The sequence below is a fragment of the Cohnella caldifontis genome, from assembly GCF_029360585.1.
Taxonomy (GTDB): Bacteria; Bacillota; Bacilli; order Paenibacillales; family Paenibacillaceae; genus Cohnella; species Cohnella caldifontis.
Genome location: NZ_JAQZSJ010000003.1, coordinates 241,775 through 255,252, shown reverse-complemented (window position 1 = coordinate 255,252; position 13,478 = coordinate 241,775). Strand labels below are relative to the sequence as shown.

Here is a 13,478-nt window from a genome sequence, read left to right as displayed (position 1 = left end):
TTTTTGTGTCGAATCTATCCCTTCTGTTCCCAATTGTAAGAGGATAGGAGGAAGTAGAGTTGACGCTCAAGATCAGATCCACCGCCTTGATCTCGGCGTGTTTCCTGGCAGCTTCAGTCGCCGTGCCGATGTCCGTTGCTGCAGAAACTCCCGCCTTGATCCGGGCAGCCGAAGTTCCTACCATTCTGAAGACGACTCCCCATCAAGATGCGGAAATCGTTCCGGGCGAGGTGATCGTTAAATACAAAGACGGCCTTGTAAAAAAGGGGCTATCCGCAAACAGTATTGATCCATATGCTTTACCTGGCGTAGAGAAACTGACGCTGAACGCAGGAGAAGACGTTTTCTCCAAAATAGAGGACCTACAAGCCGATCCTAACGTGGAATACGCTCAGCCGGTGTATGTCTATCATGCACTGGGTATCGACTCGACGGTTTCCGCGTCCGGTAAAACGGTCACGGCTTCCGTTTACAGCTCCGATGACCCTCTGAACCCTAGTCAGTGGGGATTGTACGCCGTTCATTCAGATGAAGCATGGGCCGAGGTTCCCGTTTCCGAACGTCAAGAGATCGTAGTGGCCATCGTGGACACCGGCGTGCGTACCGACCATGAGGATCTAAAAGACAATTTGTATAAGGTTAACGGGCAAATAGTGGGTTATAACTTCGTACAGGATGGCAAGCCGGCCAACGATTTTAACGATTATAGCGGGCACGGCACCCACGTGGCTGGGATTATCGGCGCTACCGCAAATAACGGCAAAGGGGTCGCCGGTATTGCAAGCGGGGTCAAAATCATGCCGGTACGCGTGCTGAACGACACCGGAAGCGGTAAAACGACGTATGTCGCCGCAGGGATTCGGTTTGCCGCCGACCATAGGGCGGATGTCATCAATCTGAGTTTAGGTACCGAAGGATACGACCGTGTGCTTGAAGAAGCGGTGAACTACGCAATTGATAAGGGGGTTGTCGTCGTTGCGGCAACTGGGAACGAGAGTAACCACTACAACTACCCTGATCCTCGAGATTTAGACGGTATAGGACATGCGAACGATCCAGTTTCCGATGTTTCAGTCAGTTACCCTGCCGCTTTACCGCAAGTCATCGCCGTCGGTGCTGCTGATTGGGTAGACAGCGACGGTAATTCGGTCATCAACCACAACGAGCTTTACCTAGCGGATTTCTCCAATACTGGGTCTGCGGTAGACTTTATTGCTCCCGGCGTAGATATATGGAGCACTTATAACAGAAGCGCCAACGATTATGAATTTGCCAGCGGCACTTCAATGGCTACGCCTTTCGTTACCGGACTTGCGGCGCTCATCCTTGCGCATGACGATTATGTGAACGGGTTAAGCGGAAAGAGTCGCAGCCTAGAAGTGCAGTGGATTTTGGCGGATAGCGCCTACCCACTCGGGGCTTGGGACAAAGTTGGATCGGGAATAATCCTCTCCGGTGAAGCGGTAACGATGCCTCGTATTTATATTCGACCGCTTGAAAGAAATAACGGAGATACTACGATTACGATGGATATCCGGGACGGGAAGGGAGTGACCGTAACCGATTCCGTCTATTCTTTGAATCTTTATGTGTACCGAATAGAAACGGGACATCAAGTTACTCTTCACCAGGACAACCTGACCAAAGACGGATCCACCGGACAGTTTGCAAAAACATACAGCGATATGACTGATCCAGGCATGTATATATTGCTTGCCGACGATGGCGGAAACGCCAACGAATTGATTTTCGGCAGTCTATCTTTCACCATATTACCAACAGCCCCAACGGCAAGTCTGAAATCGGGTACCTATTACGGAAGCCAAAAAGTTACCCTGACCACAGCTTCCCCTGGGGCTGAAATCCACTACACGTTGGACGGTACCTACCCGTGGTATGGCAGTACTCTATATACCGGTCCTATCACAATTAGCGGCAGCACGACTTTAAAAGCGGTCGCCTATCAGAATAACTTACAAAGCGATGTCAGCACGTATTCGTACACGATCACAACCGGCGTTGGAGGTGGCGGTGGTGGCGGCTTTTTTGGCGGCGGGTTCGCCCCTACGACCCCAACCGACACCAAGAAAATGTCCACCGACCCTGACGGCAAAACCAAGCTGACGGTCACCGCGGACCCGAACGAGGTATTGAAGGATATCGACTCCGCGTCTGAAGTAGTGATCGACGCTTCATCGGATCAGGACACGGACAAGCTGGCCGTGGAGCTCAGCGGAGACATTCTCCAAAAAGCCGCGGAGCGCGGCAAACCGATCCGCATTCAATCCAACGGCGTTGCTTTCGCCATTGCGCCCGGATCGGTCAAGGTGTCCGGCACCAGTGCCGCAGTCAACCTTACCGCGGAAAAGCTGGACTCGGGGATGACCGGCCTGCCCCCGTCCCGGCAACTCGTCTCCCGCGTTTACGACTTTCAAATGTCGGTTGGCGGCAATCGCGTTACCCGATTCGACGCACCGATTACCATCACTTTCAACCATCTTTCTTCGGTAACCGACCGCGAGAAACTCGGCGTTTATTACTTTAACGAACAAACGAAAACCTGGGATTATGTCGGCGGATCCGCCAAAGGATCGGATTCGATTGCCTTTGCGGCAACCCATTTCTCCGCTTACGCCGTGATGGAATCGAACTTAACGTTTGGCGACATCCAAAACCACTGGGCCCGGCACGACATCGAAGTCATGGCGGCTCGGCAGGTCGCGCAAGGACGCGGGCCGGACACGTTCGATCCGAACGGCACGGTCAGCCGGGCAGAATTCGCCGCGCTTCTCACTCGCGCTCTATCCGTCGGCAACGACGCGCAAGCGCCTTTCACCGACGTGCCAGAAGGCGCCTGGTACCACGATGCGGTGAACAAAGCTTTCGCCGCGGGCATCATTAAAGGCACGAGCGATACGACGTTCTCGCCGAACGCGCCGATTACCCGCGAAGCATTGGCGACCATGCTGCTTAACGCATACGCTTATTCCGCCAAGGTGGACCTCTCCACCCTGGTGACCACGCAAGAAGTGAAGTACGCGGACGAAGGTTCCGTCAGCTCTTGGGCCAGAAGGAACGTCCGCCTGGCCCACGCGCTCGGCCTGATGGTCGGCAACGACGACAGGTTCAACCCCAAGGCCAACGCCACCCGCGCCGAGGCGGTCTCGATTCTGAAACGTTTGACCGACAAGCTGAACAAGTAGCCTAATTAAAAAGGAGAGGCCGAGCATCTCGCCCGGCCTCTCCCTTTTTTTTGCCTATGCTTGCCGCTCAGCCGCCTCACCCGAACCGATACACGCTGTTGGTGAAAGCATCCATCATGAGGCTTTGGTGCAGCGTCGTCACCGACCGGCTGTCGTCCGCCGCCCCCATCGCGTAGAAAATCGGTACGAAATGCTCCTTCCCCTGGGGAGGGACGGCGACCTTGCCATAAGGAGCCAGCTCCTCGTAGCGGTACAGCGAATCCACGTCCCACTCCTTCATCCGCGCCTCCAGCCAGTTCTCAAAGCCGAGCGCCAGCGCCTTTACCGCATCCCGGTCCCGGACCCCGAACAAGCCGAAGTTGTGGACGGTCACCCCGCTGCCGATAACGAGCACGTCCTCCGCCCGCAGCGAAGCCAACGCTTTGCCGATGGCGTATTGCTCCTCCGGTTTCAGATCCGGATTGACCGACATCGCGATCAAGGGTATATCCGCATCCGGATACATCCGCCGCAGAATCGTCCAAGAGCCGTGGTCGAGTCCCCGCTTCAGCTCGGCGCGGTGCTCGATTCCCGCATCCGAGAGCAACTGCTGAACCCGGCGGGAGAGCGCAAGATCCCCTTTGGCCGGATAGACGACCCGGTACAGCTCGTCCGGAAATCCGCCGAAATCGTAAATCATCGAGTAAGCGCTGATTTCGCTCACCATCTGCACGCCGCTTTCCCAGTGCGCGGAGAAGAGCACGATCGCCTTCGGACGAGACATCGTCCGGCCCAGCTCTTCCAGGTAACGGGCGTATTCGCTGTCTTCAATGGCCACCATCGGTGATCCGTGCGCAATGAACAGGGAAGGAACCATTCGAACCCGCCTCCATTAACGAAATGAAATCCGTAGTCCATGATGCGGTCCTCACGGCTCGTCCCCAAGGACGAAAAGCCGCAGGCGCCGCCTTGCCTTCCATTGTGGCCGATGACGGCTCCTTTGGCAAGTCGGGCCGGCTTTCCTTCAGCGGACCGTCAGGAAATAGAGGAACCACACGGCATGGTTCTGCTCATCGAACGCCGCGCGCCGAAACGCTTCCCGAACCTCCAAGTCGCCCGTGCCATCCGCGATCGAATGGTAGGAATCCGCCGTCTTCTGTTCATCGCGGAAAGCGAACCTGATCCCCTCAAGATAATCGGACGGGCATTCCTCGCTCAATTGGGGAGTCGGCTTTCGTCCGCTAAGCCGGAAAAAAAGACGGGAGAACGTCTGGTAATGCCGGATTTCGTCCTGGCGGATTTCTTCGATCCGGGTCTTCGCTTCTTCTCCGGGCGCAAGCTGCAGCAACCTCCCGTAGCAAGCGATCGAGCTGTATTCCCCGTTGATCGCCTGAGCGATTTCACTCAGCAGGGTCGACTCCGCCGCAGGCAGCCGATCGTAAATCCAAGGATACGGATAAGCGTACATCTGGAATCCTCCTTCACTCCCGCCGATTAGGCGGGTGCCTGATTCCACAGTATGCGCCGCAACGCAAAATGCCCCGCTCCAGGCGGAGCACGAAAACGAAAGCATCGCCGATCGTCGTGCCGTCAAGAAACGTCCGCCCTTCATCGGTAATGAAGCTAGTATTTTTTTCACTTCCCCGGCCGAATCCAGATGCGTTGCCGCCGCTTGAAGTCCGCTTGATCCGCTTGCTTAACCTCAATCTATCGAAAAAAAGTCATGCCGGCATAGTGACTTTCGGCCATTCTTCGGTCATGCAAGTTCATGTTCGTCGGCCGAATGAACAAAAACCGCTTCCCAAACGGCCGCTGCGTGCCGGGAAAAGCGGTTTTTGATTGCCCATAAAAGGCCGGAGAAGCAAACTCGAGGTTAGACTTCGTTACCGCTGACGACTGCTTTTGATCGCTTGGCCCATTCGGGTCTGGGTTGCAGGCGCAGCATGTGAAAACTTGCGATGACGATCCAGGCAGCATAACCAACCATCAGGAGGCGTCCAAACAATCCGGCGTATACGCCGGGACCGAATTCTCCCTGGGCCGCGCCGACCGATACGGCAAAACCTATCGTGACAAACAGGGTAAGAACCGCCGTTGCTTGCAACGGTAAGCGAACCTGCTTCCAGTCCTTGCGCTTGTTTAAACCCCACGTTAGAAACAATACGGCGAGAGGCGTCAAGTTCAGCTGCCCGCCCAAGGCGTGCATTTTGCCGCTGTCGGTCATTTCGCCGGCAGGCGTAGTGATGGGATCCGTCGTGAAAAAGGCCGCGATCGCCATCCCCAACGCGCTGATCCCCAGCAGGATCTGCCCGATTCGGCCCGTTGCGGATTTGGTTTCGTCCCATGCCGCGATCATGAAACACAAGCTGCCCAAGGCAACGAGAGAGAAGCTCAAATGCATGAGCCAACCGTATGGACCCAACGCGTATTCGCTAATAAATCGCCACGTGGGATCGAATTCGGGTTCCAGCACGTGCAAACCCAACAAGATCAGCAAGAACAGCCCCATCGACGCGAAAGAAAGTTTGGTCGCGATGTTCCTAACCATACGAACTTCACCTCGTCATGAAACTTCATTCCGCACGTTCAACCCCGGCTTCCGAAAAACTCGACCAACGCGGGTACGACCGCATCGGGAGCGACGTCATGGCCTTGCCCCGCCAGCGTCCGGCTCTTCGCGTCCGGAAGCCGGCCGGCCAACGCATTCGCGGCGTCATGGAAGAAACGCTCGCTCAGTTCGCCGGTAATGATCGTCGTGGTTGCCGAAACGCGGGACCATTTGCCGGGCGGCAGCGGCTCGCCGGCCATCACGTCCCTGGCGACCATTCCGTCGTAGGCAAGGGTGTGCGCCACCGCCATGAAATCGTTCCACATCGGGCTGCTTTTCATCGGCGCCAAGTATTCGGCCGGAATCAACAGCGCCTGCGTCATGAAGATTTCCAGCGCTTGGTCCCGCCGACCGGATGCGATCGCCGCGTTCAACCGTTCGACGTAATCCCGCGGAAGCGGCGGGCGGCTGCCGTCCAGAATCAGCGGCGGTTCGTACAGGGCCAACTTGGGAATCTTCTCCGACAGCCGTTCGGCTGCCTCCAGGGCGAGAATCGCGCCGGACGACACTCCGTACAAGTACGCGCTGCCGCCTGCGGCGTCGATCAAAGCCTCGATGTCATCGATCTCGCGGTCGACGGAATAGGGCAACGTATCTCCGCTGTCGCCCCGGCCGCGGCGGTCGTAATTGAAAACGGTGAAATGCGCGGATAACAACTCCGCCAAGCGTTGCTGCAATGGGAACGCGCGATAGCCGAGGGCGCCGGCCGCCAGAATGAGCGCCGGTCCATTGCCGAATCGGTCGTAAGCAATCGCGGTTCCGTCTTTGGAAATGACAGTGCTCAAGTCTGATCTCCTCCCGAGTGGATGTTGATCCGGATTTAGGATAATGCCCGCTCCAGGCGGTCCAAACTGGTCATCCAACCTTCCTCCATGCCGGAGAGCGGTTGTTCCAATCCGGAGGCCGCATGGGTTACGGCGGTATGGACGGTCAGCTTCGTCTTGCCTTCGTATTCGTCGAACAACACGGTCGTTCGGGATTCGAGCTGCGGACGGCCGCTCCCGTCCAAGAACGAACCCCCTGTAAACACGAGCTTTTCGGGTTCGACGATTTCGTTGTACTCGCCCCTGAACGGGTAGACCGTGCCGTCCGGCGCCGTCATATCGAGACGAATCGTTCCCCCGGGACGCACATCCAGTTCGCAAGCGGAATTCGTGAACCCTTCCGGCCCCCACCACTTGGCGAAAAGTCTCGGGTCCGTCCAACCTCGGAACACGAATTCGCGCGGTTGTTTATAGATACGGGTTATCGTTAGCTCCTTTTCTTGTTCTTGTGGCATCGTTTCATTCCTCCGACTCGGAATTTCCCTTCGTTTTGTCCCACTCTTCGTCCAACACCTGCTCCAAAACATCCAGCCGACGGTTCCATCGTTTCCTCAAACCCATGGACCAGTTCTCCAGCTCCGCCATGGCGGAGGGGTTGATGCGGTAGATGCGCTGCTGCGCTTTTTTCTCGACCATGACCAATTTCGCCTCGCGAAGGATTTTCAGATGCCGCGAGATGGCCTGCGGACTTACCGGATAGCGATCGTAAATCTCGGTAGCCGTTAACGAATCCGTGTCTGCGAGCATCTCGAGAATGCTTCGCCTCGTCGGATCGGCAATCGCGGAGAAGATGTCCGTTGATTCGTGCACCGTCCTGTCCCGTTCCCTCCTTTCGAGAAGCCGTTCTCTTGCCTGCGCAAAGATGCCTTACCCGTGATGGATCGTCTACGCTTATTATTCCACGTTTTTGTTAATTAAGTCAACGGTTAATTAAATTATTCGTTAAATAGTCGCGGCAGGTTTCCTTCAACCTCGTCTGAAAAGATAGAGAGATCAGAAAAACCGTCAGGGAGAAACTCGTCCCTGACGGTCCTTTGATGGGTGCCTCTGAAGTCACTCTTCAGCCACTTTCCCACGTACATCCTCAATCCTGTACGCAAATGAACATAACCATTGGGACCCGTTTGTCCAGAGGGGCGAGGATTAAGCTTGCTTGCCCCCTACGGTGGCGGGGGTTAAGCTTGCGCGGCAAGCTTAATCAGCTGTTGCCCCAAGCACTGGCGGGGGTTAAGATTGCGAGGCAAGCTTAATCAGCTGTTGCCCCCTACGTTGGCGGGGGTTAAGCTTGCGCGGCAAGCTTAATCAGCTGTTGCCCCAAGCACTGGCGGGGGTTAAGATTGCGCGGCAAGCTTAACCAGCTGTTGCCCCCTACATTGGCGGGGTTTAAGCTTGTACGACAAGCTTAATCGGCTGTTGTCCCCTACGCTGGCGGGGGTTAAGCTTGCGAGGCAAGCTTAATCAGCTGTTGCCCCCTACATTGGCGGGGTTTAAGCTTGCGAGGCAAGCTTAATCGACTGTTGCCCCAAGCACTGGCGGGGTTTAAGCTTGCGAGGCAAGCTTAATCAGCTGTTGCCCCCTACGTTGGCGAGGGTTAAGCTTGCGAGGCAAGCTTAACCAGCTTTAGCCCTCTCATTGGCGGGTTTAAGCTTGCGCGGCAAGCTTAATCAACTGTTGCCCCAAGCACTGGCGAGGTTTAAGCTTGCGCGGCAAGCTTAACCAGCTGTTGCCCAACGCGTTGGCGGGGGTTAAGCAGTCATGCTTCATCCCTTTCTTATTTTTTGGTAATTTGGACATATGGAATCCCAAAAAGAAATTCTGATCGGTTAAGTAAAAACGACTTCGTCGTCCTTTAAGTAAGGGTGTTAAGAGCTTAAATACAACTATTCATCTCATTCTGCCCCATTTTTAAAGTACTAAGAGCCGAAATGCATTTATTCTAGGCCAATCCTTCATTTTTCCGAGAGACGAGCTCTGCTAATTGCGTTTTGGTCTTTAGTCATCTCATTTTGTGAGAAAACAGAATAAATAACTGCATTTTATCCCTTAGCCTTAGCCTTAGCCTTAGCCTTAGCCTTAGCCTTAGCCTTAGCCTTAGCCTTAGCCTTTGGAGATCCATAGCGCTTCACAACGGTTTTTCCTGCTTTGAAGTCATAAATTCTGAACCTTTAAAAAAAGACGGACCCAGGTCCGTCAAGGGTACGCGATATCGTAATAGGATCCGATCGGCACGACTTCGTACAAGTACTGGCGGATCAACTCCTTCTCGATCTCCGTCACGGCTCCGCCGGGCCGGACCGAAAAGTGGATCGTCCCCGTCCAGCCGTCATACCGTTCGAATTTCATCCGTCCGCCCTCGAGCATTCCGTTGATCAATCCGACGATCGCTTCTTGATTCAGGCTTCGGTTCATGGCCGCCTGGGCGACGGGCTCCGGCGGGTCCGTCACGGGAGGAACTCCGTCCTCCTGGACCGCGGAGTAAGGCTTCACCTGGCAGCACAGGTAGAACGGAAGATACCCCGCGGCAAACCGCTTCAGGCGGACCCGGTCCGTGTCGGGCAGCTCCAGGTTCTCGTCCCAGGCATAAATCGCCGCGCTGTTGCGTCCCGCGGTATGCACCCTGACATACTTCAAATGCGGAAACGCCTTTCTGATCATCGACTCCGTCCATAAGCGGGTTCCCATTTCGGACTCACCTCATCGCGATTTGGGGTTCACTTTAAAATTTGTCAGCGTTTACATTTCCATTATATCGGATGGACAAGCGATTGAGTCAAAAATTTGGCGTTCATTAGAGACTCCTAACCAAACGCGAAAAAACGGCTCCCTCTCCTGCAGGAAAGCCGCCTCCCCGTTATGGAACGAAGCCGCCCGTCAGAAGTCTTCCGACGTCAGTTCCGAGTTGATGCCGATGGCCGCGCGGCATCCTCCCGCCGCCGCTACGATGAGCTGGGGCGGCACGATGTTCGCGGCGTCGCCCGCCGCGAATACCCCGTGCGCGCTCGTTCTGCCGAAATCGTCGGCCGCGATGCCGCCGTGCTCGTTCCGCCTGCAGCCGAGCGCCCGATCGAAGACGTTCGGATGCGACCAGACCGGTGACACGAATCCCCCCGCCCTGCGTTCCTCCGCTCCGTTTTCGAACACGACCTTCTCCAACCGCCCGCCCGTTCCGACCAGCGCGCGGATTCTCTGCTCATACACCGGAATTCCTCGGGCCGCCAGCTTCCGCCTCTGTTCATGCGACAACACGTAATGCCCGTTGGTCGCCAGAATGAGGTTCCGGCTCCAAGGGTATACCGACTTGACCAGGTCGAAGGCATGCTCGGTTTCGGAAATGATCACGAGCGGTTCGTCCTTCCTCTCCCACCCGTCGCAATAAGGGCAGTTGAACAGGCTCACCCCGTAAAAATCGCGAATGCCCGGAACGGCAGGCAGCTCTTCGACCAGCCCCGTCGCCAACAAGATTTTACGGGATCGATAAATCAGTCCGTCCATCGCTCTCAGTTGAAAATGGCCGCCCGCATTCCGCGCGTCGGCGACCGCGGTATTCCGGATTCGGACTGAAGGATAACGAGCCAGCTCCTCATGAGAGATCCTGCGGAACTCGTACGGAGGGATGCCGTCCCGGGTCAGGAAGCCGTGCGTCTCCCTCGTGACGGCGTTTCTCGGCCGGCCCGAGTCGAACAGCACCACGTTCCGCCTCGCCCTGCCCAACACCAGCGCGGCGCTGAGGCCCGCCGGTCCCCCGCCGATAATGGCGCAATCCCAGATCGTCTCCACGCTCCTTCTTCTTTCGCAACGACTCTCGTTTGCCCTATGTATATCTCCATTGTGCCCATTTGATCTCTTGGAAATTTAATCCCACGAGTCGAAGACGGCAGAGGAATGATCCCGTCTATCATCGGACCTGCCGGCTGGAAAGGGCGTTTTCGCGTCTGCCGCTCGCTCGGACAACTTTTCTTCCATTGACATCAAGTAAACATTTCAATAAAATGTCTACATATTAACCAAACGTATTTGGAGTTGGTTTGGATATGAACATATCGGAGAAATTCTGGGAAGTTCCTCTTGCCGACCTCAAACGCGGATTCACGTACGACCGGGAGTCGGAGTCGCATGTCTGCCTGGCCTGCGGCGAACGGTTCGTTCAAGGGGTGATCTACCCGCAGGACGGCACCTTGTACGAAGCCGGCAAATTCGCGCAAGTGCACGTGGAAACGGCACACGGCTCCCCTTTCGAGTTTTTGCTCGGCTTGGACAAGAAGCTGACCGGGCTCACCGATCTGCAAAAACGGCTGCTGCAGCTGTTCCATGCGGGTCTGTCGGACGGCGAAGTGGTGAAAGAACTGGGCGGGGGAAGCACCTCCACGATCCGCAACCACCGCTTTACGCTGCGCGAGCGGATGAAGCAGGCCAAAATTTTTCTGGCCCTGATGGAATTGGCCGAAGAGAGCACCCACCGGCAAAACCGGTTCATTCCGATACACAGGACGGCGACGATGGTGGACGAACGGTACGAAATCACGGAGAAAGAACAGGCCGACGTGTTGAAAAACTTCTTCAAGGAAGGACCGGACGGCCCGCTGTCCGCGATTCCCACGAAGGAGAAACGCAAAATCATCATCCTGAGGCATCTCTCGCGGATGTTCGAGGAAGGCCGGCGTTATACGGAAAAAGAAGTGAACGCGCTGCTGAAGGAACGTTATCCGGACTTCGCCACGCTGCGAAGGTATTTGATCGAGTACGGCTACATGGACCGGCTGCCGGACGGAAGCCAATATTGGCTGAAGCAATAGGAGGAGACGAAAATGACGCTCGAAAAACAGAGGAAAAAGGAACTGGCGGACGCGTACGCGCGGTCTTTTCGGCCGATGGGCGTGTTCCAATTGCGGAATACGGCGAACGGCAAAATTTACGTCGGCGCCGCCATGGATCTGGACGGCATGAGGAACCGCGTGTTCTTCATGGGGGGACAGACGGAGCCCTTCGCCGTGCTTAGGCAAGATTGGCGGCAATACGGGCCCGAGAGCTTCGCGTTCGAAATCCTGGATCGGCTTGATCCGAAGGAGGATTCGCTCGCCAGCCAAGCGGATCTGGCGAAATACAAGGAGGAGCTGGACGCCCTGCTGGAGCTGTGGCTCGAGAAGTTGCAGCCGTACGGGGATCGGGGTTACAACAAACCGAAACGATCCTAGCCCGGCATAGAACAAGACGGCCATCAGGTGCGATCGCACCCGATGGCCGTCCTTTTTTGCCGCCGCTTTTAATGCATGCCCGGCGATCCGGCCGGGTGACCTTCCGGCGCCGGCGCTTTCGTACGGCGGATGAATAGGCCGATCACGAACGCCACGGCGGCAATGATCAGGCCGATCCAGAAGGCGTCGTGAACGCCGGCGACGACGCCGTTGGCGATCTCGCCGGGATTCGTCGGGTCCTTGGACCCGCTCATGTAATCCTTCGTCCCGTTCGTCATGATGCTGATGAACAGGGCGGTGCCGATCGCGCCGGACACTTGCTGCAGCGTGTTCAGGATCGCCGTGCCGTGCGGATACAGGTGAGGGGGCAATTGGTTGAGCCCCGTCGTCTGCGCGGGCATCATGACCAGCGACAGGCCGATCAGCATGACGATGTGAATCGCGATGATGTACCCGGTGCTCGTATTGGCGTCAAAACCGGTGAACAGATACAACGCGAGCATGACGATGGCCAGGCCGGGAATCACCAGCACCCGCGGACCGAATTTGTCGAACAGCTTGCCCGAAACGACGCCCATGACCCCGTTCACCATGCCGCCGGGCAGCAGCATGAGCCCGGATTTGAAGGCGGTGAGGAACAGCGCGCCTTGCAGATAAAGCGGAATCAGCGTCATCGAAGAGAACAGCGTCATCATCAGCACGAACAGCAGCACGGTGACGAGCGTAAACATCGGAAATTTGAACGCGCGCAGGTCCATGACCGGCGATTTCAGCCTCAGCTGGCGCCAGATGAAGAGGGCGAGCGCGACGCATCCGACGATAATCGGCCAGTAGACTTGCTCATCGGACCAGCCGTTCTCCCCCGCTTTGCTGAATCCGAAGACGACGCCGCCGAACCCGATCGTCGACAACACGATGGACAGGATGTCCACCCGGGGTTTGGTTACCGTCGTGACGTTCTTCAGGAAAGCAGCCGCGCAGACGATGGAAACGGCGGCCAGCGGCAGGACGAGAATGAACAGCCAGCGCCAAGGCAGCGAATCCAGGATCAAACCCGAAATCGTCGGCCCGATGGCTGGCGCGAACATGATCACGAGGCCGATCAGGCCCATCGCGCCTCCCCGCTTCTCCGGCGGGAAAATAACCAGGAACGTGTTCATCATCACCGGCAGCATCAGACCGGTGCCGAGCGCTTGGACGACCCGTCCGACGAGCAGCAGCTCGAAGCCGGGCGCCACCGCCGCGATGAGCGTGCCGGCGAAAAACAGGATCATGGCGGACAAGAACATTTGCCGTGTCGTAAACCATTCTTGCAAAATCGCCGTCACGGGCACGAGTACCCCGATGACGAGCATGTACGCCGTGGTCAGCCATTGGATGGTCGAATAGGTAACGCCCAGCTCCTGCACCAGGTCGGGCATCGCGTTCCCGAGCAGCGTCTCGTTCAAAATCGCGACGAACGCCCCGATGATGAGCGCGAGCACGATCGGTCCGCGCTTGATTTTGCTCAAGTCGACGGAGTTGCCCGTTTGATTTGCGCCTGCGGTATTCATGTTTCTAACGTGACCCCCTGTCTCTTTCACCAATATTTAGAATGAAAAGTTGTAGTTTCAACTATACACTTTTCAGGGGCTGCAAAGTCAAGTGTCGATTTTGCGCAGCCCAGGACGCG

At 56.5% G+C, this 13,478-nt stretch carries 12 protein-coding genes; 3 read left to right on the top strand and 9 right to left on the bottom strand.

Going from position 1 to position 13,478, the window contains the following annotated elements; translation table 11 throughout:
* Window positions 1-59: 59 nt before the first annotated feature.
* The gene (locus PTZ19_RS06955) at window positions 60-3,203 is read left to right on the top strand and encodes a S8 family serine peptidase (protein WP_276353339.1); all 3,144 of its coding nucleotides are present in this window, start codon (window positions 60-62) and stop codon (window positions 3,201-3,203) included.
* A gap of 76 nt (window positions 3,204-3,279) precedes the next feature.
* Here PTZ19_RS06955 and PTZ19_RS06950 read toward each other — a convergent pair whose 3' ends face one another.
* The 8 genes from PTZ19_RS06950 to PTZ19_RS06915 form a co-directional block, all read right to left on the bottom strand.
* A complete protein-coding gene (locus tag PTZ19_RS06950; protein ID WP_276353337.1) occupies window positions 3,280-4,059 on the bottom strand; it encodes a DODA-type extradiol aromatic ring-opening family dioxygenase in 780 nt (259 codons plus the stop codon).
* Window positions 4,060-4,206: 147 nt separating this feature from the next.
* Window positions 4,207-4,650, bottom strand: coding sequence for a ferritin-like domain-containing protein (locus PTZ19_RS06945; RefSeq protein WP_276353336.1), 444 nt, complete (start codon window positions 4,648-4,650; stop codon window positions 4,207-4,209).
* 405 nt (window positions 4,651-5,055) lie between these two features.
* On the bottom strand, window positions 5,056-5,730 hold the full coding sequence (locus PTZ19_RS06940; protein WP_276353335.1) for a DUF998 domain-containing protein: 675 nt from the start codon (window positions 5,728-5,730) through the stop codon (window positions 5,056-5,058).
* 38 nt (window positions 5,731-5,768) lie between these two features.
* Entirely contained in the window at window positions 5,769-6,575 is an 807-nt protein-coding gene (locus PTZ19_RS06935; protein WP_276353334.1) for an alpha/beta fold hydrolase, read from the bottom strand.
* 35 nt (window positions 6,576-6,610) lie between these two features.
* Window positions 6,611-7,069 (bottom strand): SRPBCC family protein, encoded by a 459-nt coding sequence (locus PTZ19_RS06930; protein WP_276353333.1) that lies wholly within the window; start codon window positions 7,067-7,069, stop codon window positions 6,611-6,613.
* Window positions 7,070-7,073: 4 nt separating this feature from the next.
* Window positions 7,074-7,424, bottom strand: coding sequence for an ArsR/SmtB family transcription factor (locus PTZ19_RS06925; protein ID WP_276353332.1), 351 nt, complete (start codon window positions 7,422-7,424; stop codon window positions 7,074-7,076).
* 1,380 nt (window positions 7,425-8,804) lie between these two features.
* Window positions 8,805-9,296 carry a hypothetical protein gene (locus PTZ19_RS06920; protein WP_276353331.1) on the bottom strand — a complete coding sequence of 164 codons (492 nt, stop codon included), beginning with the start codon at window positions 9,294-9,296 and terminating at the stop codon, window positions 8,805-8,807.
* A gap of 189 nt (window positions 9,297-9,485) precedes the next feature.
* On the bottom strand, window positions 9,486-10,391 hold the full coding sequence (locus PTZ19_RS06915) for an NAD(P)/FAD-dependent oxidoreductase (RefSeq protein WP_276353330.1): 906 nt from the start codon (window positions 10,389-10,391) through the stop codon (window positions 9,486-9,488).
* Window positions 10,392-10,645: 254 nt separating this feature from the next.
* Here PTZ19_RS06915 and PTZ19_RS06910 point away from each other — a divergent pair, with 254 nt between their 5' ends.
* Window positions 10,646-11,407, top strand: a complete 762-nt coding sequence (locus tag PTZ19_RS06910; protein WP_276353329.1) for a DUF2087 domain-containing protein — start codon at window positions 10,646-10,648, stop codon at window positions 11,405-11,407.
* A 12-nt stretch (window positions 11,408-11,419) separates the two neighbouring features.
* A complete protein-coding gene (locus tag PTZ19_RS06905) occupies window positions 11,420-11,806 on the top strand; it encodes a GIY-YIG nuclease family protein (protein ID WP_276353328.1) in 387 nt (128 codons plus the stop codon).
* Between the two features lie 68 nt (window positions 11,807-11,874).
* Here the strand turns inward: PTZ19_RS06905 and PTZ19_RS06900 are convergent, their stop codons facing one another.
* Window positions 11,875-13,359, bottom strand: a complete 1,485-nt coding sequence (locus PTZ19_RS06900; protein ID WP_276353326.1) for a DHA2 family efflux MFS transporter permease subunit — start codon at window positions 13,357-13,359, stop codon at window positions 11,875-11,877.
* Window positions 13,360-13,478 lie beyond the last annotated feature (119 nt).